The organism is Sphingomonas sp. UYP23, from assembly GCF_054059235.1.
In genome coordinates this window covers 759,833-782,425 of record NZ_JBSSBX010000001.1, presented here as the reverse complement: position 1 = coordinate 782,425, position 22,593 = coordinate 759,833, and the positions used below count along the sequence as shown (strand labels likewise).

Sequence of the window (22,593 nt, the reverse complement as noted above, 5' to 3'; positions counted from 1 at the left end):
CCTCGTATCGACTACTTGAGCGCTTCGGCGCCGGAGATGATTTCCACCAGCTCGGTGGTGATCGCGGCCTGGCGGCTGCGGTTGTACTGGATCGTCAGGCGATTGATCATGTCGCCGGCATTGCGCGTCGCATTGTCCATCGCGGTCATGCGGCTGCCCTGCTCCGACGCGGCGTTTTCGAGCAATGCGCCGAAGATCTGGATCGCGATGTTGCGCGGCAGCAGCTCGGCGAGGATCGATTCCTCGTCGGGCTCATATTCGACTGCGGCGGTCGCCGACGATGCGGCAACGTCGTTCGCGGCCGACGGCAGCGCGACCGGAATGATCTGGCGGCCGACCGGCTCCTGCACCAGCGCCGACTGGAAGCGGGCGTAGAACAGATGCGCGACGTCGAACTCGCCGGCTTCGTAGCGTGCGATCAGATCGTCGGTGATCGCCTTGGCATCGACGAAGGCGACGGTCTTGATGTGGCTCATCTCGTGATCGGTGAGGATCTGCGTCGGGAAGAAACGCTTGATCACGCGGCCCTTCTTGCCGGCGATGTAGAACTTCACCGTCTTGCCGGCGCGCTCGAGCTCTTCGGCCTTGCGGCGGGCCGCACGGACGATGTTCGAGTTGAACGCGCCTGCGAGGCCGCGCTCCGAGGTCGCGATGACCAGCAGATGGACCTGGTCCTTGCCGGTGCCGGCGAGCAGCTTGGGGCTCGATTCGCTGACGGTCACCTTCGATGCGAGGCTCGCCATCACCTGCTCGAGGCGCAAGGCGTAGGGACGCGCCGCGATCGCCGCTTCCTGCGCACGGCGCAGCTTGGCGGCGGCGACCATCTTCATCGCCTTGGTGATCTTCTGCGTCGACTTCACCGAGCCGATGCGGATCTTGAGGGCTTTAAGCGAGGCCATTCTAGTTCCCTGTTCGTCATTCCCGCGAAGGCGGGAATCCATTTTCCCCAACTTCGAAATAAGGGGCTTTCGAGATTATGGATCCCCGCCTGCGCGGGGATGACGGTTTAACCCGATCGTCCGTTACGCAAACGTCTTCGAAAACGCACCGAGCGCGGTCTTCAGCGCCTCGGTCGTCTCCTTCGACAGGTCGCGCTTGTCGCGGATGTCGGTCAGGAGATCGGCGTAGCTGCTGCGCATCTCGGCGAGCATCGCCTGCTCGTAGCGGACGACGGCGTTGACCGGCACGGTGTCGAGGAAGCCGTTCGTGCCAGCGAAGATCGACACGGTCTGCTCTTCGAACGGCATCGGCGCGAACTGCGCCTGCTTGAGCAGCTCGGTCAGGCGCGCACCGCGGTTGAGCAGCTTCTGCGTCGAGGCGTCGAGATCCGAGCCGAACTGCGCGAACGCCGCCATTTCGCGATACTGTGCGAGCTCGAGCTTGATCGAGCCCGAGACCTTCTTCATCGCCTTGGTCTGGGCGGCCGAGCCGACGCGCGACACCGACAGGCCGACGTTGATCGCCGGGCGGATGCCCGCGAAGAACAGGTCGGTCTCGAGGAAGATCTGGCCGTCGGTGATCGAGATCACGTTGGTCGGGATGTAGGCCGACACGTCGCCCGCCTGCGTCTCGATGATCGGCAGCGCGGTGAGCGAGCCGCCCCCGTTGGCGTCGTTCATCTTTGCCGCGCGCTCGAGCAGGCGGCTATGGAGATAGAACACGTCGCCGGGATAGGCTTCGCGGCCCGGCGGGCGGCGCAGCAGCAGCGACATCTGGCGGTAGGCGACGGCCTGCTTCGACAGATCGTCATAGACGATCACGGCATGCATGCCGTTGTCGCGGAAATATTCGCCCATCGCGCAACCGGTGTACGGCGCGAGGAACTGCAGCGGGGCAGGGTCCGACGCGGTCGCCGCGACGACGATCGAATAGTCCATCGCGCCCTGCTCGGTCAGCGTGCGGACGAGCTGTGCGACGGTCGAGCGCTTCTGGCCGACCGCGACGTAGATGCAATAGAGCTTCTTCGACTCGTCGTCGCCCTGATGCGCTGCCTTCTGGTTGATGAAGGTGTCGATCGCGACCGCCGACTTGCCGGTCTGGCGGTCGCCGATGATCAGCTCGCGCTGGCCACGGCCGACGGGAACGAGCGCGTCGATTGCCTTGAGGCCGGTCTGGACGGGTTCGTTGACCGAGGTGCGCGGGATGATGCCCGGTGCCTTGACTTCGACGCGGCTACGCTGCGTCGTCTCGATCGGGCCCTTGCCGTCGATCGGGTTGCCGAGGCCGTCGACCACGCGGCCGAGCAGCGCCTTGCCAACGGGGACGTCGACGATCGTGCCGGTGCGCTTGACGACGTCACCTTCCTTGATCTGCGAGTCCGACCCGAAGATCACGACGCCGACATTGTCGGCCTCGAGGTTGAGCGCCATGCCCTGCACGCCGTTCGAGAATTCGACCATCTCGCCCGCCTGGACGTTGTCGAGCCCGAAGATGCGCGCGATGCCGTCACCGACGCTGAGCACCTGGCCGGTTTCCGAAACCTGCGCTTCGGTGCCGAAATTGGCGATCTGGTCCTTGATGACCTTCGAGATTTCTGCGGCGCGGATATCCATGACTTAACCTTTCATCGCGTGCGCGAGAGCATTGAGACGAGTGCGAATCGAGCTGTCGATCCGCTGCGAGCCGATCTGGACGACCAGACCGCCGAGGAGGGTGGGGTCGACCGAGAGATCGACCGAGACATCGGTGCCGATGCGGGTGCGCAGCTGCTGCTTGAGCGCTTCGACCTGCTCCTCGGTGAGCGGATGCGCCGAAGTCACTTCGGCGGTCGTCTCGCCGCGGTGGCGCGCGGCCAGGTCGCGGAAGGCGCGGATGATCGCGGGGAGCTGCGACAGCCGGCGGTTGTCGGCGAGCACGCCGAGGAATTTCGCGGTGGTGTCGTCGACGTCGATCATCTCGGCGGCGGACGCGACGGCCTTGGCCGCCTGCTGGCGCGAAACGACCGGACTGCCGATCAGCTGCGCGAACTCGCTCGACTGCGCGATCGCAGCGCGGACGCGGCCGAGGCTCGCCTCGACGGCGTCGATCGATTTGGTGTCACGCGCGAGCTCGAACAAAGCGGTGGCATAGCGGCCGCTTAAGCTTGCTTGAATACCGCCGGATGCTTCCACGCGATTGAGGTCCTCTTGGGCACGATTGGTGGCCCCATGCAAAAAGAGGGCGCTGGGGAATGCGCCTTCAGATGGGATGGCGAGCGGTTAGCATCGGCTCGGGTCGCTTGCAAGCCATGCGCACAAAGCGGCCCTATCGCCTCAAGAAGGCGCGTCTTTCACGCAACTGTAATATTGGCTTAACCATTGGTTGTGAGCTTTCCGACAATAATGTCGGACATGAAACGAATCGCTTCCGCTCCGCATGTCTCGCTGTTTCGCTTCTGGATCGATCGTATTGCGGCGCGCTGGGATGCCGGCGGGCGCAATCTGCGGATGCAGTTGCGGCGCATCGTCGGCAGCTTGCTGGCGATTCAGGCGCTGCTTGCGCTCGCCCTGATCGGCACGACCCTGGCGACAAGCCACCGCGTCAGCGTGCTGGTGGTCGATCGCTTCTATCCGATCGGCGAGTTGCAGCGCGTCAACGCCAGCTACGCAACCGCATTGCTTACCGCGCACAAGGTGCGCAGCGGCAATCTCTCGGCGACCGGCGCGATCGCAACGATCCAGGCGACGCGCGCCGAGATCGCAACGAACTGGGCGGCGTTCACCCAGCACGGATTCGATATGCGGCGGGCGGGCCAGGTCGCGCAGGTCGCGGCGGCGCGGCACGAGGCCGATGCCGCGCTCGACCGTCTGCTCGACCTGCTCCGCGCCCGGCGGCTCGACCAGCTCGATTTCTTCGTCAGCGGGCCGCTCTACGCCGCGATCGATCCGTTGACCGCCTCGACCACCACCTTGATGACCGATCTGCGCGCCGATGCGACGCGCGAAAGCGCTGCGCTCGATACCGGGTTCGTCGAGGTCTATCTGCTCGTCGCCTTCGTGACCGTGGTGGCGGTGCTCGTCGCATTCTGGGGGATGCGGATGCTGAGCCTGCGCGTTGAACGGCCGCTCGCACTGATCGCCGAGGCCACGCGCGACATAACGCTCGAGCGTGCCGACGCGCCGATCCCTGCGCTCGACCGCAGCGACGAAATTGGCGACATCGCGCGTGCGCTTGCCTATGCGCGGGAACGCTCGGCCGAGGCGCGCCGGCTGAGCGAGGAAGCCCGCCACACCGCCGATGCGCTTTACGCCAGCGAGCGGCGCGAGGATGTCGCACGCGCCAAGCGCGCCGCGTATCTCGATTCGCTGTTCGAAGTGTTCGAACGCGCGGCCGGGCTTTCGGTGCGCCAACTCGCTTCGACCGGGCCGGCCTTGCGCGAGACCGCTGCGGCGATGTCGAGCGAGGCGGGGACGACCGAGAAGCACGCGATGGCGACCGCCGCGCTGACCGAGCAGAGCGCGAACAACGCGCGCACGATCGCGCAATCGGCGAGTGCGCTTGCCGGTGCGATCGAACAGATCAGTCGCGCCGCGAACGAATCGCGCGCGGGCGTCGCGACGGCGCGCGCGCGCACGCTCGAGGGGCGGGGGCATGCCGAATCGATGGGCGCGCTCGTGGCGGAGATCGCCGCGGTGCTCGACATGATCGCGGCGGTCGCCGGACAGACCAATCTGCTCGCGCTCAACGCGACGATCGAGGCGGCGCGCGCGGGCGAGGCGGGGCGCGGCTTCGCGGTCGTCGCCGAGGAAGTGAAGGGGCTCGCGCGCCAGACGCAGACCGCAGCGGGGCGGATCGAGGCCCGGCTCGCTGCGGTGCGCACCGCGAGCGACACTGTGCTCGCCACGATCGAATCGGTCGACGGGCTGGTTGCGGAACTCGACCAGTCGTCGGCCAATGTCGCGCACGCGGTCGACCAGCAGCGCGGAATGACGCAGGCGATCGCCTATGCCATCGCCGAGGTCGAGGACGGTACTGCCGATGCCGCCGCCAACATGCAGACGCTGCGCGAACGCGCCGAACGCTCGCGCCAGACGTCGGACGACGTGACGCGCACCGCCGAGGATGTCGCGGGCAGCGTCGAGCGGCTGCGCGGGCAGATCAACCAGCTGATGGCCGACGTCCGCGCCGCCTGATCGCGCTTCCGTGCACGCCGCAATGTTGCTAGCGGCGCGGTCGCGGGGGCGACAGTGACGGAGAGTGAAATGACCGGCCAGATGCAGCAGATGACGATGTCCGACGGCGCCGCGATCGGCGTCTATCACGCGCAGCCGAGCGGCGCGCGCAAGGGCGGGCTGGTGCTGGTCCAGGAGATTTTCGGCGTCACCCCGCATATCCGCGCGCTGTGCGACGCATATGCCGCCGACGGCTATGAAGTGCTCGCGCCCGCGATCTTCGATCGCGAGCATCCCGGCTTCGAGGCCGATCACGACGCCGAGGGCATGGCGCAGGGCATCAAGCTCGCGCGCGAGCTCCACCCGTTCGACCTGAGCCTCGCCGATGTGCAAACCTGTGTCGACACGCTCGCCAAGGACGGGCCGGTGTTCGTTGTCGGCTATTGCTATGGCGGTTCGGTCGCGTGGTTCGCGGCGACGCGGATGCACAATGTCGCGGCGGCCTCGGCCTATTATGGCAGCATGGTGCCCGCCGCCGCCGACGAGGAGCCCAAGGTTCCCGTCATTCTCCATTTCGGCCGCGAGGATCAGGGCATCCCGATGGACGGCGTCGAGAAGGTCATCGCCAAGGCGTGGCCGAACGCAACGGTCTATGTCTACGAAGCGGGCCACGGCTTCAATTCGGACCGCCGCGAAGCCTATGACGCCGAGAGCGCCAAGCTCGCCAGGGCGCGCACGCTCGAGCTGTTCGCCGCCAACGCAGGCTGACGCTGCGCTTTGAGCGCAAGCGCCGGGATGGCGCGGCGTGGTCCTGCGGCTACAAAGCTCGCATGACCACGACGCGCCTCCCGCTCGACCCAGACGCCGCCTGGCGCGCCTTCGAGGCGCGCGACCGGCATTCCGATGGCCGCTTCGTTGGCGCGGTGAAGACCACCGGCATCTATTGCAAGCCGAGCTGCCCGGCCCGCCGCCCCAAGCGCGAGAATATGGATTTCTATCGCACGCCGGAGGAAGCCCGCGTGGCCGGGTTCCGCGCGTGCCTGCGCTGCACCCCCGATGAGGTCGGCCGCGACCGGATCGCGGTGGCGCGGGCGATCGCGCTGATCGAGGCGGCCGACGAACTGGTCGCGCTCGATACGATCGCCGCGCAGGTCGGCTATGCGCCGCATCACTTCCACCGCCTGTTCAAACGCGCCACCGGCGTGACGCCCGCCGCTTATGCGCGCGGCTTGATGGCGGGCCGCGCCGCGCGTGCGCTGACCGAGGAAAGGACGGTGACCGCGGCCCTGTACGAGGCCGGCTATTCGGCGCCGAGCCGCTTCTACGAAGGCGGCGCCAAGCGGCTCGGGATGAGTCCGAGCGCGTGGCAGCACGGCGGCGAGGGGGTGACGATCCGCTGGATCCTCGCCGAGACCTCGCTCGGTGCGATGCTCGTCGCGGCGACCGACAAGGGTTTGTGCCGCGTATCGTTCGACGAGGATGAAGCGGCCCTTCGCGCGCGCTTCCCGCAGGCCGAGATCGTTCCGGGCGACGCAGCACTCGCCGATCTTGCCGCACGCGTCGTCGCGAGTGTCGAATCTCCCGAGCGCGACCAGGATCTGCCGCTCGACGTCCGCGGTACGGCTTTCCAGGAGGCGATCTGGCAAGCACTTCGCGAAATCCCCTTGGGCGAGACGCGCAGCTATTCCGACCTGGCCGCCGCCGCGGGCAACCCCAAGGCGGTCCGCGCGGCCGGGAGCGCGTGCGGCGCCAATCCGGTGTCGATCGTCGTGCCATGCCACCGCGCGCAGCGCAGCGACGGGACGCTCGGCGGCTACGCCTATGGGATCGACCGCAAGGTCGCGCTGCGCGACCGCGAGGGCGTGGAATGACCGGCTTCGTCATTCGCGGGATCGACCCCGCGCCGTTCGTCCCGCTCTACGGTTTGTCCGATGCGGCGCTGCGCGGGCACGGCGCGCTGCGGATGACGGTCGATGCCAGTCCAGGTTTCCCGTGCCGCGTCTCGCTCGAGGATCTCGCGGTCGGCGAAACGGTTTTGCTGCTCAATTACGAGCATCTGCCGGTCGATACGCCGTACCGCGCACGCCACGCGATCTTCGTGCGCGAAGGCGAAACGCAGGTCGCGCACTATGCCGACCGCGTGCCGCAGCTATTGTCGATCCGGCTGTTGTCGCTGCGCGCCTTCGATGCCGCAGGCATGATGCGCGACGCCGACGTGATCGAGGGCAGTGACCTGGTGCCCGCGATCGAGCGCCTCTTCGCCGACCCCGCCATCGCCTATCTCCACGCACACAATGCCAAGCCGGGCTGCTTCGCCGCGCGGATCGACCGCGGCTCAGCCGCCTGACGGCGTCGGGCTGGCCATAGCCCCGGCGGGCGCCGCTTCGCACTGATAGACGATCTTCTCGTTCGGCCGCGCCGGCAGGCTTGTGCGGATCGCCGCCTGTTGCGAGGCGAGATTGGCGCGCCCGGCTTCGTCGGGGGAACAGGCCTTCAGTGTGACCTGCGACCGGATCTTGCGCAGCTCGTCCATCTGGTCGGCGCCGAGGAAGTAGCGCGTCGTGACATAGCTGCGCGTCGCCGGATCGAACTGCAGCACCGACACCGTCTGCTCCTGCGCGGGGACGAGGATGCGGTCCCATTTGCTGCCATTCTCGGCATATTGCGTTCGGCCGTTCATGCACCCGGCCTGGCCCCAGTCGATCGTCGTGTCGGTCGTCGCCGACGAGACGACGCGGCTGCGCTCGGGCACGAAACGGCACACCAGCTTGCCGAGCGGCGCGCGCGACGACATCGGCGCGACGGGCGGGTCAATCTTTGCGGTTTCCGTAGGTGTGGCGAGCATCGGCGTTTCGGTCGGACGCAGCAGGAACAGCACGACCGCCCCCACCATCATCAACGCGCCGATCCCCCACGCCCAGATCGCCCCGCGCCGCAGCGCCTGCGCATCGAGCAGCCCGCCCGCGCCGATCGCCATCGCGCCGAGCACGAGCAGCAGGGTGGCGATCGCCATCACGTTCTCGCGGTGGCGGTCGGCGGCGTCGCGCGCTGCAATCCACGCGGCGTCGCGCGCCACCAGCGCCTTGCCTGCGGCATCGCGCCGCGCACTGTCGGCAAGCGCGGCGGCCTTGGCTTCGGCTTGCGCATCGACCTTGTCGATATCAGCGATGCTGGTGCACGGCGTGCCGACCGCGGCATAGCTTTGCTTGGCGCGGATCAGAAACGCGGTGAGCTCGCTATTGGCGATCGCGAAGCCGAAACTCGAATCGCCTTCCTCGCCGCGCGTGATCGCCGAATTGACGCCGATCACGCGCCCGCACGGATCGAGCAACGGGCCGCCCGAATTGCCGCGCGCGATCTGCGCAGTGTGGAGCATCACCGCGGTGCCCGACATCTGCCGCCGCCCCGAAAACACGCCCTCGGAGCGGATCGGCGAGAGCGGGTGGATGTAATCGACCGCCGATTTCGCGGTCGCCATGTCGACATTGCCGGGATAGCCGAGCGCGGTGACCAGGCTGCCTTCATCGACCGGCCCGGTATAGATCGCGGTGGTCGGGATCGGCTTGCCGGTGAATTCGATCAGCGCGAGGTCGTGTGCGGTGTCGAGCGCGATGACCTTGCCCTGATAGCTTTTCGAGCCCTCCGAAGGCACGATGCCGATCACGACATTGCCGGGATAGCGCGACAGCAATTCGACGACATGCGCGTTGGTGACGATCCGGTTGGGCGCCACGGCAAATCCACTGCCGTGGCCGAAGCCGACGACCTCATCGTCGACGATCGCGATCGTCACCACGCGCACCACGCCGCGCGCAGTGGCAGAGATGTCGTCGGCGCGCGCGGGGGGCGCGGCGAAGAGGGCCAGGCCGAGCGTAGCGAGCGTGACGACCCAGCACCGCGCGAGCACGCCGATCATCAGCGTCGCCCATGCCGGGCGAGCGTCGATCGGCAGGGCGGACGGCGGGATTGATGTTGGCATGGCTGGGATTCTGGCAGGATCGCGCCGTGGGGAACAGGGGAAAGTGTCTTCGGTGGGGTCAGCCGAGGCGCGCAACGGTTGGCCGGTCGGCCACGCCCGCACTGCGTGGAAAATACCTAACGGCGCGAGCGGCATGGTTAGCCGTCTATACAGGAGAAGGCGGTCCTGCGACCGGCGCGCCTGGGCGGTACTGTAGATATCCCGAAGATACGCCCGCGGGGAAACCGATACTGTCCAGGCGATAGAGAGGTGCTCCACGGTCCGCGATGCTTTTAGACCGGCCCTATCCCGATCCCGACAACGAGCCGCTGCGGCTCGCCGAACTGACGCGCTATGCGATTCTCGATACCCCGCCAGAGCCGGTGTTCAACGACGTGGTGCGGCTTGCGCAAAGCATGTTCGGCGTCGAATCGAGCGCGCTGTCGTTCGTCGATGCCGAGCGGCAATGGTTCAAGGCGCGATTGGGAATAGCCTTTGCCGAGACGCGGCGCGAGCATGCGTTCTGCACGCGTACGATCCTGCGCGATGCGCCGATGGTCGTCGCCGATGCGACGCTCGACCCGCGCTTCAGCGCCAATGCGCTGGTGGTCCGCGCGCCCAATATCCGCTTTTATGCCGGCGCGCCGCTGACCACACGGGGCGGCTTCAATATCGGCACCGTCTGCCTGATCGATTCAACGCCACGCGCGGATTTTCGCGTGCGCGAGCGACGGCAATTGGAAACGCTGGCGCATTTCGTGATGGCCGAAATCGATCGCCGCGTGGCGCGCGGCGAACGGCGCGTTGCGCAGCGTTACGGTGTTGTCTTGGGCGGGATGGTGAGCGGCTATGGCGTCCCGCCGACACCGGTGGACGTCACCGACATCTCGGCCCACGGTGCGATGATCCGAGGGCTGCCGTCCCAATTGGGCGAGGCGGGTGCGGTGATCCTGACGATCCGCAACATGGTGGTCGCATCGACCGTGGCCTGGGCATATGGCGACAGGGCGGGCCTGAAATTTCAAGGCGAAATCGATCCGGTCCTGTTGGCGCGGATGAACGACCAGATTCGCAACGTCGCCAAGCCGCGGGGAGCCCGGCGGGACGAGGCCTCGATCACCGCGCCGTGACGGCTCGCTGCGATGCCGACGGTATGAGAGTCAGCTTTTTTCCGGCTTTTCCGATTTCGCCGGCGAAGCCTGCTTCTTTTCGAGTCGCTCGAGCATCTCGCGCGCGCTCTCGTCCTTAGCGCCGGCGCCGGCAAGCCGATATTTGAGCGACATCTTGTCGTCGCGCGCCTTGTCCTTCGCGCTCTGCTCACCGCTCGCGCGCGTCCTGAAGGCCAGCGGCCGAATCGTATCGATGGCATCGCCCAGCATGTCGCGGGCTTCGAAATCCGACGCCACCATCCGGCGTAATTCGGCGTTCTCCGGCATCGTTTCGAATGCTGCGAGCAAGCCGTTCTGCGCCCCCGCAGGTGGCAGAACGCCTTGTGCGGTGAAGCTCTCGTAATAGGCCTTGAGGATGCGGGGCGTGTGCGGCGAAAGCCGGTTGGCGGCGAGGATCGACTGGCGGGCCGCGGTCCAGCGGGCCGGATCGGCGACCTTGGCGACGCGCAGTCCCTCGATATCGAGCATTCCCTGGAACATCAGCGCCCGCGGATCCTGCGGCGCGATCTTCATCCAATGCGCGACGGTGGCGCGCGCCGCATCGTGATGCTGGACGAGCATTTGCGCATCGGTCAGCACCGCGAGCGCCGAAGGATCGTCAGGATAAGATGCCACGATACTGGCAAGCCGTTGTTCGAAATCGGCGAAACCGGCGGCCGGGACACCCGCGCTCAACCGGATTTGAAACGGGACCATCGCGCTTTGCGCGGCGCTCAAGGTCTGCGTCGTGATGGGGCCGGGATCGAGCTTTTTGAACGGCAGGTCGAGCACCTGGTGGTTTCGCACTGCCGCATAGTCGCGCAGTTCCGCATCGAGCGCCGCGACGTTGCCGAACGCCTTGGTCGCCGCGGCCTCGAAGCTGCTGCCGTCGTTGATCGCCTTGAGATAAGCGGTCAGCTGGCCGGGCCGCTTTTGCGTCGTCGACAGATAATGAACGAGCAGCCAGCCTTCGGCATAGAGCAGATAGACGTCGGTCACATCGCTGTAGCGGCGGGCGGAGAGGACTTGCGAGATCGGTATCCAGGCGTTGTCGTTCAGCGACTTGTAGCGGTTTTCCAGCGGGATCCCGACGGTCGTCACATCCTTCGCGCCGATCTTCGTCGTCCCATAAAAATCGGCGAAGCCCTCGATGTACCAGGTCGGGTACGCGCCGGAAAAGTTATGGAACATGAACTGGTGCGCGAGTTCGTGGAACAGCACGACCTGCGCGAACGAGCCGTCATCCCCGTCGATGCCCGTCCGCGGCATCACGGTGTACGATCCGCGAATGTCGTCGTCATAATAGCCCGCAACACCGCCGCTCGGGAACGGCATCGTGTCTTGCACCGCGGATTGGGTGGGCATCATGAACACGCGAATCGGCGTCGTGTTGGGCGTCATCTTGGTGCCGGATATGACCCGCAGTACGACCTCATACTTTTCGAGCCGCTCTGCCAGGGCGCGCGCGTTCGCCTCGCTGCCTTCGGTGTAGACGATGAAATTGGTCGAGGTCGCCGTCCGCCACGTAGCACCGGCCGCGCTGGACGTGGCCGCCAAGAGCGCAGCAAATACCCATTTACGCAACATGTTCAGCCCCCGCCACATATTGCCGAGCAGCGTATCGGCCCGTTGCGAGCACGGCAAGCCAGGTTACACGAAGCTATACGGGTCCACATCCACCACGACGCGCACCTTGCTCGGCCAGTCGAGACCACCAAGCCAGTCGCGCACAACGTCTTGCACCGCGAGCCCGCGCTTGGCGTGGATCAGCAGACGGAAGCGGTGCCGCCCGCGCAGCATCGCGAGCGGGGCGGGGGCGGGGCCGTAGACCTCCATCGCATCGAGCTGCGGCGCGGCGCGGCCGATCAGTCGGGCGGTCTCGAGCGCGGCCTGCTGGTCCTCGCTCGACACCACGATCCCGGCGAAGCGCCCGAACGGTGGCGCATTGGCCTCGCGGCGATGCTCGGTCTCGGCGCTGTAAAACGCCTCCGTGTCGCCCGAGACCAGCGCCTTCATCACCGCGGCATCAGGGCTGTGCGTCTGGATATAGACGTGCCCCGGCTTGGCGCCGCGCCCGGCGCGCCCGGCGACCTGGCAGATCTGCTGGAAGGTCCGCTCGCTTGCGCGCAGATCGCCACCGTCGAGGCCGAGATCGGCATCGATCACCCCGACCAGCGTGAGGTTGGGGAAGTGATAGCCCTTGGTGACGAGCTGCGTGCCGACGACGATGTCGATGTCGTGCGCTTCCATCCGCGCGACGAACTCGGCGGCCTTGGCGGGCGACCACATCGTGTCCGAGGTAACGACCGCGATCTTGGCGGTGGGGAACAGCGCGGTCACTTCGTCGGCAATCCGCTCGACGCCGGGGCCGACCGCGGCGAGTGTGTCCTCGTTATGGCATTCGGGGCAGATCTTCGGGACCGGCTCGGTATGGCCGCAATGGTGGCACGCGAGGCGGCGGACGAGGCGGTGCTCGACCATCCACGCGGTGCAATTGGGGCATTGAAAGCGGTGGCCGCAGGTGCGGCACAGCGTCAGCGGCGCGTAACCGCGGCGGTTGAGGAAGAGGAGCGATTGTTCGCGCCGTTCGAGCGTCGCTTCCATCGCTTTCACAAGCCGCGGCGCGATCCAGCGGCCGCGTTCGGGCGGCTCGGCGATCAGGTCGATCGCCTCGATCGCGGGCATTTCGGCGGCACCCCAGCGGCCGGGCAGCTTGACCTCGGCATAACGGCCGAGCGCGACCTGCTGGCGCGTCTCGATCGCTGGCGTGGCAGACGCCAGGATCACCGGAATTTCCTCGAACTTGCCGCGCATCACCGCGACGTCGCGCGCGTGATAATGCACGCCTTCTTCCTGCTTGAAGCTCGTCTCATGCGCCTCGTCGACGACGATCAGCCCGAGATTGGCGTAGGGCAGGAACAAGGCCGAGCGTGCGCCGACCGTGACCAGCGCCTGCCCGCTGGCGATGCCGCGCCACGCGCGCCGCCGTTGCGACTGGCGCAGGCCGGAATGCCACGCGACCGGCTGGACGCCGAAACGCGCGGCGAAGCGCTTGAGGAAAGGCTCGGTCAGCGCGATCTCGGGGAGCAGCACGAGACACTGGCGGTTTTCGCGGATCGCGGCGGCGACCGCCTCGAAATAGACTTCGGTCTTGCCCGAGCCGGTGACGCCGTCGAGCAAGGTCGGCGCGAACGCGCGCGCGGTGACATCGGCGACGAGCGTGCCCGCGGCGGCGCGCTGGTCGGGCGAAAGCGCCGGCGCCGCGTGGTCGGGATCGGGGGCGGGGAAGGGGCTGTCGATATCGACCTCGATCGCTTCGAGCGCACCCACCTTGACCAGCCCGCGGATCACCGCATCGGACACTTCGCCGAGCGCGGCGAGCTCGCGGATCAGCCCCTGGAAACTGCCGATCTTCTCGAGCGCCTGTTCACGCTGCGGGGTGAGGCGGTCGGGGATTTCGCCCGTCGCGCGATATTCGGTGATCGTCTTGCTGCCCTCGAGCGCCGAGGTCGACGACAATGCCATCCGCACGACCGCGGCGGGCGAGGCAAGGTAATAATCCGCGGTCCATTCGATCAGCCGGCGGAGTGGCGCGGCCAGCGGCGGCACCGGCACGACACCAACCAGGTTGCGCAGCCGGTTGTCGCCGACCTCAGCGTCGGATGGCATCCGCTCGGGCTCCCACACCACGGCGAGCAACTGCCGCGGGCCGAGCGGCGCGACGACGACCGAGCCCGGCTCGACGCTCATGCCGTGCGGCACGCGGTAATCGAGCGGGCCGAGCGCGGAATTGAGGACGAGGACGCGGGCGCGGGACATGGAGCGCATATGGCGGGTCGCGGGGGCGGGTGCAAAGGGTTGCCCATTTCTTAGCCCCTCGCCTGAAGGGGAGGGGCTTACGTGTGGCAAGCGCTGCGCTACACCCCCGCCATGTCCGAGCTCCCGCGCCTCTATGCCGACCACCTCGCGCGCGACCGGCGGCGTTCGGTCCACACCGTGCGCGCTTATGAGGCGACGGCGACACGGCTATGCGGCTTCCTCTCCCAGCATTGGGGCGAAGCGATCGACCGCGCCGCGCTTGCCAACACCGACGCCGCAGACCTGCGCGCCTTCCTCGCGCAACGCCGTGGCGAGGGCCTGACCAATGCCTCGGCGGCGCGCGAGCTGTCGGCGGTGCATGGCTTCCTCGCCTTCGCGACAGGGGAGGGCACGACGCCACGACTGAAGGGTCCTCGCGTGAAGAAGGGCGTGCCGCGCCCGATCTCACCCGACGAGGCGGTCGCGCTCGCCGACGATGTGGCGGACGACGCCAGCGAACCGTGGATCGGAGCGCGCGATCTTGCGGTGCTGCTGCTGCTTTACGGCGCGGGACTGCGCGTCGCCGAGGCGCTGTCGCTGACCGGCGCGGTGCTGCCGCTCGGTGCGACGCTCAGCGTGACGGGCAAGCGCGACAAGACGCGGATCGTGCCGCTGCTCCCGCAGGTGCGCGACGCGGTCGAGGCCTATGTCGCGCTCAGCCCCTATGGCACCGCGCGCGACGCGCCGATCTTCCGCGGCGCAAAGGGCGGCCCGCTGTCCCCCCGGCTGGTGCGGCGTGCAGTGCAGGGCGCGCGGGTGCGGCTCGGCCTGCCTGATCGCACCACGCCGCATGCGCTGCGGCATTCGTTCGCGACGCATCTGCTCGGGCGCGGCGCCGATCTGCGCGCGCTGCAGGAACTGCTCGGGCATGCCAGCCTGAGTTCGACGCAAATCTACACGCAGGTCGATGCGGCGCACCTGCTCGACGTCTACCGCAACGCGCATCCGCGGGCCTAGACGCGCGGTTTCCAGCGCAGCAGCCGCCACAGATACCCGCCAATGATCGCCACCGTCAGCGCGATCGCGGCCGGGCCGATGAACCGATCGAGCTCGCGGAAATTGGCGCCGAGATAATAGCCCGCAAACGCCAGCCCGGTGTTCCAGATCGCCGATCCGGCCGCGGTCCACAGCAGGAAGCGCAAGTGCGACATCCGCGCCATCCCGGCCGGAAGCGAGACCATCGTGCGGAATGCGGGCATGAAGCGGAAGACGAACACCACCCATTGCCCGCGTGACAGGAAGAAGCGCTCGAGCTGGACGACATGCTGCCAGTCGAGCGTCAGCCAGCGGCCATAGCGATCGACGAACGGCCGCAGCCGGTGATAGCCGAGCCGATAGCCGATCGCGTACCAGAAATAATTGCCGACGACCATCCCCACCGTGCCCGCGACGATCAGCGGGACGAGCGTCATCTGCCCGCGTGCGACCGCGATCCCGCCGAGGCCCATGATCACTTCGGACGGGATCGGCGGGAAGACGTTTTCGAGCACCATCAGCAGGAAAATGCCGAAATAGCCGCCCCACGCCGTGAGGTTGACGATGAAGTCGGTCATCGAACTTGCTCCCCTCCCGCTTGCGGGAGGGGGCGGGGGTGGGCCCGCGCTTTCAACGCTAGCGCTCGCTGATAACGCGCGCCCACTCCCAGCCCCTCCCGCAAGCGGGAGGGGAGAAGGAAGCGGCTACCTCACCCACGCTCGACAACCTTGCGCTCGATCGCATCCCAGATCAGCCCCGCGACATCGGTGCCATCGAAGCGCTCGATCGCGACGATGCCGGTCGGCGAGGTGACGTTGATCTCGGTCAGCCACTCGCCGCCGATCACGTCGATCCCGACGAACAGCAACCCGCGCTTCTTGAGTTCCGGCCCGAGCACCGCGCAGATCTCGCGCTCCTTCTCGGTCAGCACGGTCTTCACCGCCGAGCCGCCGACCGCGAGGTTCGAGCGGATCTCGCCTTCGCCGGGCAAGCGGTTGATCGCGCCGGCGACCTCGCCATCGACCAGCACGATCCGCTTGTCGCCCTTCGCCACGTCGGGGAGAAAGGCCTGCACCATGTGCGGCTCGCGCCACATCGTGTTGAACACCTCGATCAAAGCCGACAGGTTCGCGCCGTCGGCACCGACCTTGAAGATCGCCTTGCCGCCATTGCCGTGGAGCGGCTTGATCACGATTTCGCCGTGCTGCGTGAGGAACGCGCGCGCTTCGTCGAGGCTGCGCGTGATGAGCGTCGGCGGCATGAACTGCGGATAATCGAGCACGAACACCTTTTCGGGGGCGTTGCGCACCGAGACGGGGTCGTTGAACACCAGCGTCTTGTGCGCGATCCGCTCGAGCAGGTGCGTCGCTGTGATATAGCCGAGGTCGAACGGCGGGTCCTGCCGCATCAGCACGACGTCGGCCTCATCGCCGAGATCAAGGCTGACGGGATCGCCGAAGCTGTAATGATCTCCGACGACGCGTTGCACCGTGACGGGATCGGCCTTGGCCCAGACGCGGCCGTTGGAATAGTTCAGATCTTCGGCGCTGTAGTGGAACAGCTTATGCCCGCGCTGCTGCGCGGTAAGCATCAGCGCGAAGGTCGAATCGCCCGCGATGTTGATATGCGCGATCGGGTCCATCTGGACGGCGACTGTCAGGCTCATCGATATTCTCCGTCCAAATGACGTGAGCGCAGATAGGGGGCGATGGGCGCGCTGTCACCCGATCGTCCTACCCGATCCATGCATTCTCGATGTGGCGTGGCCGCGTGCCCGGCGCGAGCAGGATGACATCGACGCGGATGTCGTCACCGGGGCCGGCATAGGTCGGCATGAGATATTCGGCCGCCGCGGCGACGCGGGCGAGGCGGCGCTCGTCGATCGCGAAATCGAGCTCGCCGGCGGTCGCGCGCAGTTTGACTTCGACGAACGCGACGAGCGCGCCTTTGCGGGCGATCAGATCGACTTCGCCCGCGGGGGTGCGCACGCGGCGCGCGAGGATCTGCCAGCCCTTGAGGCGGAGCCACCACCCCGCCAGACGCTCACCGCGGCGGCCGGAGGCTTCGGCCGCCTGCCGCTTGGCATTCCCCGCCCGCTTGCGGGAGGGGCTAGGGGAGGGGACGCGACGAGTCCTCATTTCCACCCCTCCCTTCGAGGAAGGGGAGACGAAAGGGGACGGGGGCCATCAGGCCTTCAGCTCGAGCGCCCGCGCGTAGAGCGTCTTGCGGTCGAGCCCCAGCGCCTTGGCGACCTCGCTCGCCGCCTGACCGGTCGACAGTCGCGTCAGTGCCTCGGTCAGTGCGGTGTCGGCATCCGCCGCGCTCGCCGCCTCGGGTGCGCCTGGGCCTGCCACCACGACGACGATCTCGCCCTTGGGCGGCGTCTCGGCATAGCGCGCGGCGAGCTCAGACAGCGTGCCTGTCACCGCTTCCTCGAAATGCTTGGTGATCTCGCGGGTCACCGCCGCCTCGCGATCACCGAGCCCTTCGGCAAGCGCGGCCAGCATTACCCCGAGGCGCGGCCCCGATTCGTACAGCACCAGCGTCGCACGGATCGCCGCGACCTCGGTGATCGCCGCCGCGCGCGCGTGTGCTTTCGACGGCAGGAAACCCAGGAACAGGAAACGATCAGTCGGCAGCCCGGCAAGCGTCAACGCGGCCACCGCGGCGCACGGGCCCGGGATGGTCCAAACCGTGTGCCCGGCCGCACGCGCATCGCGGACGAGCTTGTAGCCGGGGTCGGAAATCAGCGGCGTCCCCGCATCCGACACCAACGCCACCGCCTCGGTCCCCATGCGGGCGATGAGACCGGGGCGGACGTCCTCGGCGTTATGGTCGTGATACGGCGTCATCGGGCGTTTGACGCCGATATGGTTGAGCAATTTGCCGGTCACCCGGCTGTCCTCGACTGCAATCACCGCGGCATGCGCCAGAATGTGCGCCGCACGCGGCGAGAGATCGCCGAGATTGCCGATCGGGGTGGCAACGATGTAGAGGCCGGGCGAAAGATCAGGGTTCATCGGGAGCGGTCATGGCAGAGCAGGATATGGGCGCGCAACGTCCCATCGGGATTAAGCGGCTTTTGCGCGGGGTGGCGCTGGTCGGCGCGGTGCTGCTCGCGGGCTGCCAGACGGTCGTGCCGGGGCCTGGCCCGACTCGGCGTCCGCCGACGCAGCGACCCTCGCAGGGCCAGCAACCGGCGGTCGAGCAGGGCATTCCAACCGATACCCAGCGGCACCGCGTCGCGTTGCTCGTCCCACTGTCGGGTCCCAATGCCGGTGTCGGGCAGAGCCTCGCCAATGCGACGCAGATGGCGCTGCTCGATTCGAAGAACGAGCGCGTCCGCATCACCAGCTACGACACCGCCGCCGGCGCGGCGCTCGCGGCGCAGCGCGCGCTCGAGGATGGCAACCAGCTGATCCTCGGTCCGCTGCTTGCCGATGACGTCCGCGCGGTGACGCCGATCGCGCGGCGCGCCGGCGTCCCTGTCGTTAGCTTCTCGAACGACGCGACGGCGGCCGGCAATGGCGCGTATCTGATGGGCTATGTGCCGGCCCAGTCGATCATCCGTGTCGTCAATTACGCCCATGACCAGGGCGTGGCGAGCTTCGGCGGCCTTGTCCCCAACGGCACCTATGGCGAGCGTGCCTCGACCGCGTTCCTGCGCGCGGTCGAGTCCGCGGGCGGCCGTGTCGGCGCGTTGCAGACCTATGATCGCGCACCCGGATCGATGACCGCGGCGATCACCCGCATGGCCAAGAGCGCCCCGTATCAGGCAATCCTGATTGCCGATGGTGGCAATGCGGCGGCGGCGGGCGTGCCGGTGCTGCGCCGCAACGGCATGGGCGGGGCGCATATCCTCGGCACCGAATTGTGGAATTCGGAAGCCGCGATCGCCAGCAAGCCTGCGCTCGAAGGCGCATGGTTCGCGAGCGTGTCGGATGGGCTATACCGCCAATATGCCGCGAAATACCGCGCGCGCTTCGGCGCCGCGCCGTTCCGGCTGTCGAGCCTCGGCTATGATTCGGTGCTGCTGACGATCCGCATCATGCGCGACTGGCCGATGGGGACGGCGTTCCCCGAGGACCGGCTCAAGGATCGTGGCGGTTTCTCGGGCATCGACGGCGCGTTCCGCTTCGGCCGCGACAATGTCGCCGAGCGCGCGCTCGAGGTGCAGGAGATCCGCCACGGCACGACGGTGACGGTGTCGCCCGCGCCCGGCGGGTTCTGACTGTCTAAAGCCCCTCTCCTGAAGGGGAGGGGCTGAGAACGATCAGCGGCAGGATCGCGTCGAGCAGCAGCATCCCCGCCTCGGTGACGCGTAGCCGATTGCCCGCGCGCGCGAGCAGCCCCTGTGTTTCGAGCTTGGCCGCAGCTGGCCAGTCGATCAGCGCATCGACCGTCGTTTCGCCAAGCCCCGCGATCCGCGCGAGATCGACCCCCTCGCGCAGCCGCAGCCCCATCAGCAGCGCCTCGGTCGAGCGTTCGTCCGGCACCAGCGGCTGCTCGATCTGCGCGCCGTGGCCGTTGCGCGCGACTGCGCTGATCCAGTTCTCGGGCTTTTTGTGCCGCGCCGTCGCCAGCCCGCCGCGCCGTCCATGCGCGCCGGGGCCGACCCCGGCATAATCCCGGTACCGCCAATAGACGAGGTTGTGGCGGCTCTCCGCCCCCAGCCGGGCATGGTTGGAAATCTCATAGGCGGGCAGCCCCGCCGCGGCGGTGGTCGCGCGCGTCGCCTCGAACAGGTCGGCCGCGGAATCGCCATCTGGAATGACGATCCGCCCCGCTGCTGCCTCGGTGGCGAAGCGCGTACCGGGCTCGATCGTGAGTTGGTAGAGCGAGAGATGCTCGGACCCGAACGACAGCGCACGGGTCAGTTCGGCGTCCCAGGCGGCGAGCGTCTGGCCCGGGCGTGCATAGATCAGATCGAAGCTGACGCGCGCGAACGCGGCTTGCGCGGTGGCGAGCGCCGCGAGGCCTTCCTCCACCCCATGTGCGCGGCCGAGGAAGACCAGTGCCTGATCGTCGAGCGCCTGCAACCCGAGCGAGACGCGATTGACCCCGGCGCGCGCGATATCGGCGAAGCGTGCCGCCTCGACCGAGGAGGGATTGGCCTCGAGCGTGATCTCGATATCGGGCTCGGGCGGCCAATAGCCGGTCGCCGCATCGATGATCGCGGCAACCGTGGCGGGGGGCATCAACGACGGCGTGCCGCCGCCGAAGAAGATCGAGCCGAGCCGCCGCCCGGGCAGGTTGGCCGCCTCATACGCGAGGTCGGCAAGCAGCGCATCGCGCCACGCTGCCTGGTCGACGCTCTCGCGGACATGGCTGTTGAAATCGCAATAGGGGCATTTCGAGACGCAGAACGGCCAATGGACATAAAGCGCGAGCGGCGGCGTTAGCAGGGGCGTTTCGGGGGCATTCATCAACGGGAGCCTATGGGCGTCTCGGGGAGATTACGAAAGATGCGCGTTCACTGGCTGGCTTTGGTGCCGCTGGCATTGCTGATGGGATGCGTCGGCTCCGATCCCGATGAACCGCCGCGCGTCACTGAGCCGCGGCTGAGCGACGCGCCCGCCACGCGCGGCGAATCGCTGCTGCAGCGCGCGATGCTCGACGGGCACAATCGCGCGCGCGCCGCGGTCAGCGCGCCGCCGCTGGTGTGGAATGCCGAGCTTGCGCAGGATGCCGCCCGCTACGCCGCCGTTCTCGCGGAGACGCGCGAATTCAAGCATTCGACCGGCGTGCGCGGGCGGATCCCCGAGGGCGAGAACCTCTTCATGGGGTCGCGCGGGGCGTATCGGTATGACGAGATGGTGCAGCTCTGGGTCGATGAGCGGCGCAGCTATCGCCTAGGCGCGGTCCCCGACATCAGCACGACGGGCCGCTGGCAGGACGTCGGGCATTTCACGCAGATCATCTGGCGCCGCACCAGCGAGGTCGGCTGCGCGCTTGCGAGCAGCGTGCGCGACGATTATCTGGTGTGCCGCTACACGCCGCCTGGGAATGTGGTGGGAAGGCGCGCGGGGGACTGAGCGCGGCGCCACCCCAGGGCTTCACCGTCACCCCGGCCTTGTGCCGGGGCCCACCAAGCCACCGGGATGCCGCGTCATTTCAGCGCTGCGCGCGCCGCACGGTAGGCCCCGGCACAAGGCCGGGGTGACGGGGGGAGGGGGGTTACACCACCGCCGCAATGAGCTGCGCGAAAGCATCGGCCCGGTGGCTGATCGCATGCTTCTGCGCCGGGTCCATCTCGGCATAGGTCTGGTCGCCACCTGCGGGAACGAACACCGGATCATAGCCAAACCCGACCGCGCCGCGCGGCGGCCAGGTCAGCGTGCCCTCGGCACGACCTTCGAACCATTGCACATGCCCGTCGGGCCAGGCGAGCGCGAGCACGCAGACGAAATGCGCGGCACGGCTCGCATCGGGGCCCTTGGTCGCAAGCGCGTCCTCGACCTTGGTCATCGCCAGGTTCCAGTCGCGCCCGTTCGGCGTCTCCGCCCAATTGGCGGTATAGACGCCGGGATCGCCGTTTAGCGCCTCGACGCACAGCCCGCTATCGTCGGCGAGCGCGGGGAGGCCCGACAAGTCCGCCGCCTGCAACGCCTTCAATTCGGCGTTGGCGACGAAGGTCGTGCCGGTCTCCTCGGGCTCGGGGAGGTCGAGGTCGGCCGCAGAGATCGCCTCGATGCCATGCTCGGCGAGCAAGGCGCCGATCTCGCGCACCTTGCCGGCATTGTGGCTGGCGATGACGAGCTTGCCGGGTGCGAGCTTGCGGATCGCCTGTGGCACGACCTCCCCCTCTGAATCCTTTGGGCTCATTTTGCGACGGCCTTGGCTTGTGCGGCGAAGATGTCGGTGCAGCCGATCCGCGCGAGCCGCAGCAGGCGGAGCAGCGCCTCCTCGTCATAGGTCGCGCCCTCGGCGGTCGCCTGGACTTCGGCGATGTTGCCGTTTTCGAGCAGCACGAAGTTCGCGTCGGCGTCTGCGTTCGAATCCTCGTCATAGTCGAGGTCGAGCACCGGATTGCCCTTGAAGATGCCGCACGAAATCGCCGCGATCTTCTGCGTCAGCGGGTCGGCGGTGAGCTTGCCGCTCGCCATCAGCCCGTCGATCGCGAGCCGCAGCGCGACCCACGCGCCCGAGATCGATGCGGTGCGCGTGCCGCCATCGGCCTGGATGACGTCGCAATCGAGCACGATCTGGCGCTCGCCGAGCAGCTTGAGATCGGTCACGGCGCGCAGCGAACGGCCGATCAGCCGCTGGATTTCCTGCGTGCGGCCCGACTGCTTGCCCTTGGCGGCTTCACGGCTGCCACGGGTGTGCGTGGCGCGCGGGAGCATGCCGTACTCGGCCGTCACCCAGCCTTCGCCCTTGCCGCGCAGGAACGGCGGGACCTTCTCCTCGATCGACGCCGTCACCAGCACCTTGGTGTCGCCGAAGCCGATCAGCACCGACCCTTCCGCATGTTTGGTGAAGCGCGGCTCGATCGTGATCGCGCGCATCTGGTCGGGGGTGCGGCCGCTTGGGCGCATGGGGACTCTCCTGGAAATGATCGAGT

At 67.7% G+C, this 22,593-nt stretch carries 21 protein-coding genes; 8 read left to right on the top strand and 13 right to left on the bottom strand.

Features of this window, described 5'->3' with window-relative positions; all coding sequences use genetic code 11:
- Positions 1-11: 11 nt before the first annotated feature.
- The 3 genes from ACVWYO_RS04035 to ACVWYO_RS04025 form a co-directional block, all read right to left on the bottom strand.
- Positions 12-899, bottom strand: a complete 888-nt coding sequence (locus ACVWYO_RS04035; protein ID WP_457348895.1) for a F0F1 ATP synthase subunit gamma — start codon at positions 897-899, stop codon at positions 12-14.
- Positions 900-1,022: 123 nt separating this feature from the next.
- Entirely contained in the window at positions 1,023-2,552 is a 1,530-nt protein-coding gene (gene atpA / locus ACVWYO_RS04030) for a F0F1 ATP synthase subunit alpha (protein ID WP_457348894.1), read from the bottom strand.
- Positions 2,553-2,555: 3 nt separating this feature from the next.
- A complete protein-coding gene (locus ACVWYO_RS04025; protein ID WP_133186361.1) occupies positions 2,556-3,110 on the bottom strand; it encodes a F0F1 ATP synthase subunit delta in 555 nt (184 codons plus the stop codon).
- 219 nt (positions 3,111-3,329) lie between these two features.
- On the opposite strand from ACVWYO_RS04025, the gene ACVWYO_RS04020 reads away from it, so the two are divergent.
- The 4 genes from ACVWYO_RS04020 (at position 3,330) to ACVWYO_RS04005 (ending at position 7,437) form a co-directional block, all read left to right on the top strand.
- On the top strand, positions 3,330-5,111 hold the full coding sequence (locus tag ACVWYO_RS04020; RefSeq protein ID WP_457348893.1) for a methyl-accepting chemotaxis protein: 1,782 nt from the start codon (positions 3,330-3,332) through the stop codon (positions 5,109-5,111).
- 69 nt (positions 5,112-5,180) lie between these two features.
- Positions 5,181-5,858: a dienelactone hydrolase family protein gene (locus ACVWYO_RS04015; protein ID WP_457348892.1), complete on the top strand. Its 678-nt coding sequence runs from the start codon at positions 5,181-5,183 to the stop codon at positions 5,856-5,858.
- A 62-nt stretch (positions 5,859-5,920) separates the two neighbouring features.
- On the top strand, positions 5,921-6,961 hold the full coding sequence (gene ada / locus ACVWYO_RS04010) for a bifunctional DNA-binding transcriptional regulator/O6-methylguanine-DNA methyltransferase Ada (RefSeq protein WP_457348891.1): 1,041 nt from the start codon (positions 5,921-5,923) through the stop codon (positions 6,959-6,961).
- On the top strand, positions 6,958-7,437 hold the full coding sequence (locus ACVWYO_RS04005; RefSeq protein WP_457348890.1) for a DUF1203 domain-containing protein: 480 nt from the start codon (positions 6,958-6,960) through the stop codon (positions 7,435-7,437). Before ada ends, ACVWYO_RS04005 begins: the two co-directional genes overlap by 4 nt.
- Here ACVWYO_RS04005 and ACVWYO_RS04000 read toward each other — a convergent pair.
- On the bottom strand, positions 7,426-9,069 hold the full coding sequence (locus ACVWYO_RS04000; RefSeq protein WP_457348889.1) for a S1C family serine protease: 1,644 nt from the start codon (positions 9,067-9,069) through the stop codon (positions 7,426-7,428). The two genes, ACVWYO_RS04005 and ACVWYO_RS04000, sit on opposite strands and share 12 nt — an antisense overlap.
- 266 nt (positions 9,070-9,335) lie before the next feature.
- Between ACVWYO_RS04000 and ACVWYO_RS03995 the strand changes: the two genes are divergently transcribed.
- The gene (locus ACVWYO_RS03995; RefSeq protein ID WP_457348888.1) at positions 9,336-10,178 is read left to right on the top strand and encodes a GAF domain-containing protein; all 843 of its coding nucleotides are present in this window, start codon (positions 9,336-9,338) and stop codon (positions 10,176-10,178) included.
- A 30-nt stretch (positions 10,179-10,208) separates the two neighbouring features.
- Here ACVWYO_RS03995 and ACVWYO_RS03990 read toward each other — a convergent pair whose 3' ends face one another.
- Together ACVWYO_RS03990 and ACVWYO_RS03985 are read right to left on the bottom strand one after the other, a co-directional pair.
- Positions 10,209-11,753: a peptidase MA family metallohydrolase gene (locus tag ACVWYO_RS03990; RefSeq protein WP_457348887.1), complete on the bottom strand. Its 1,545-nt coding sequence runs from the start codon at positions 11,751-11,753 to the stop codon at positions 10,209-10,211.
- Positions 11,754-11,846: 93 nt separating this feature from the next.
- Positions 11,847-14,024: a primosomal protein N' gene (locus ACVWYO_RS03985; protein WP_457348886.1), complete on the bottom strand. Its 2,178-nt coding sequence runs from the start codon at positions 14,022-14,024 to the stop codon at positions 11,847-11,849.
- Positions 14,025-14,126: 102 nt separating this feature from the next.
- Between ACVWYO_RS03985 and ACVWYO_RS03980 the strand changes: the two genes are divergently transcribed.
- Positions 14,127-15,011, top strand: a complete 885-nt coding sequence (locus ACVWYO_RS03980; protein WP_457348885.1) for a tyrosine recombinase XerC — start codon at positions 14,127-14,129, stop codon at positions 15,009-15,011.
- Here the strand turns inward: ACVWYO_RS03980 and ACVWYO_RS03975 are convergent.
- The 4 genes from ACVWYO_RS03975 to rsmI all read right to left on the bottom strand — a co-directional run bounded on the left by ACVWYO_RS03975 (position 15,008) and on the right by rsmI (position 18,049).
- Complete coding sequence (locus ACVWYO_RS03975; protein ID WP_457348884.1) at positions 15,008-15,607, bottom strand: DedA family protein; 600 nt, start codon at positions 15,605-15,607, stop codon at positions 15,008-15,010. The two genes, ACVWYO_RS03980 and ACVWYO_RS03975, sit on opposite strands and share 4 nt — an antisense overlap.
- A gap of 131 nt (positions 15,608-15,738) precedes the next feature.
- Positions 15,739-16,695 carry a glutathione synthase gene (gene gshB, locus ACVWYO_RS03970; RefSeq protein WP_457348883.1) on the bottom strand — a complete coding sequence of 319 codons (957 nt, stop codon included), beginning with the start codon at positions 16,693-16,695 and terminating at the stop codon, positions 15,739-15,741.
- Positions 16,696-16,762: 67 nt separating this feature from the next.
- Complete coding sequence (locus ACVWYO_RS03965) at positions 16,763-17,167, bottom strand: YraN family protein (RefSeq protein ID WP_457348882.1); 405 nt, start codon at positions 17,165-17,167, stop codon at positions 16,763-16,765.
- A 48-nt stretch (positions 17,168-17,215) separates the two neighbouring features.
- The gene (rsmI, locus tag ACVWYO_RS03960) at positions 17,216-18,049 is read right to left on the bottom strand and encodes a 16S rRNA (cytidine(1402)-2'-O)-methyltransferase (RefSeq protein WP_457348881.1); all 834 of its coding nucleotides are present in this window, start codon (positions 18,047-18,049) and stop codon (positions 17,216-17,218) included.
- A gap of 11 nt (positions 18,050-18,060) precedes the next feature.
- Between rsmI and ACVWYO_RS03955 the strand changes: the two genes are divergently transcribed.
- On the top strand, positions 18,061-19,260 hold the full coding sequence (locus tag ACVWYO_RS03955; RefSeq protein ID WP_457348880.1) for a penicillin-binding protein activator: 1,200 nt from the start codon (positions 18,061-18,063) through the stop codon (positions 19,258-19,260).
- A 4-nt stretch (positions 19,261-19,264) separates the two neighbouring features.
- Here the strand turns inward: ACVWYO_RS03955 and hemW are convergent, their stop codons facing one another.
- Complete coding sequence (gene hemW / locus ACVWYO_RS03950; RefSeq protein WP_457348879.1) at positions 19,265-20,455, bottom strand: radical SAM family heme chaperone HemW; 1,191 nt, start codon at positions 20,453-20,455, stop codon at positions 19,265-19,267.
- 39 nt (positions 20,456-20,494) lie between these two features.
- Here hemW and ACVWYO_RS03945 point away from each other — a divergent pair, with 39 nt between their 5' ends.
- A complete protein-coding gene (locus ACVWYO_RS03945; RefSeq protein WP_457348878.1) occupies positions 20,495-21,064 on the top strand; it encodes a CAP domain-containing protein in 570 nt (189 codons plus the stop codon).
- 142 nt (positions 21,065-21,206) lie between these two features.
- On the opposite strand, the gene rdgB is transcribed toward ACVWYO_RS03945, so the two are convergent.
- Both rdgB and rph read right to left on the bottom strand, forming a co-directional pair.
- Positions 21,207-21,854, bottom strand: coding sequence for an RdgB/HAM1 family non-canonical purine NTP pyrophosphatase (gene rdgB / locus ACVWYO_RS03940; RefSeq protein WP_457348877.1), 648 nt, complete (start codon positions 21,852-21,854; stop codon positions 21,207-21,209).
- A complete protein-coding gene (rph, locus tag ACVWYO_RS03935) occupies positions 21,851-22,567 on the bottom strand; it encodes a ribonuclease PH (protein WP_457348876.1) in 717 nt (238 codons plus the stop codon). Before rph ends, rdgB begins: the two co-directional genes overlap by 4 nt.
- Positions 22,568-22,593: the final 26 nt, after the last annotated feature.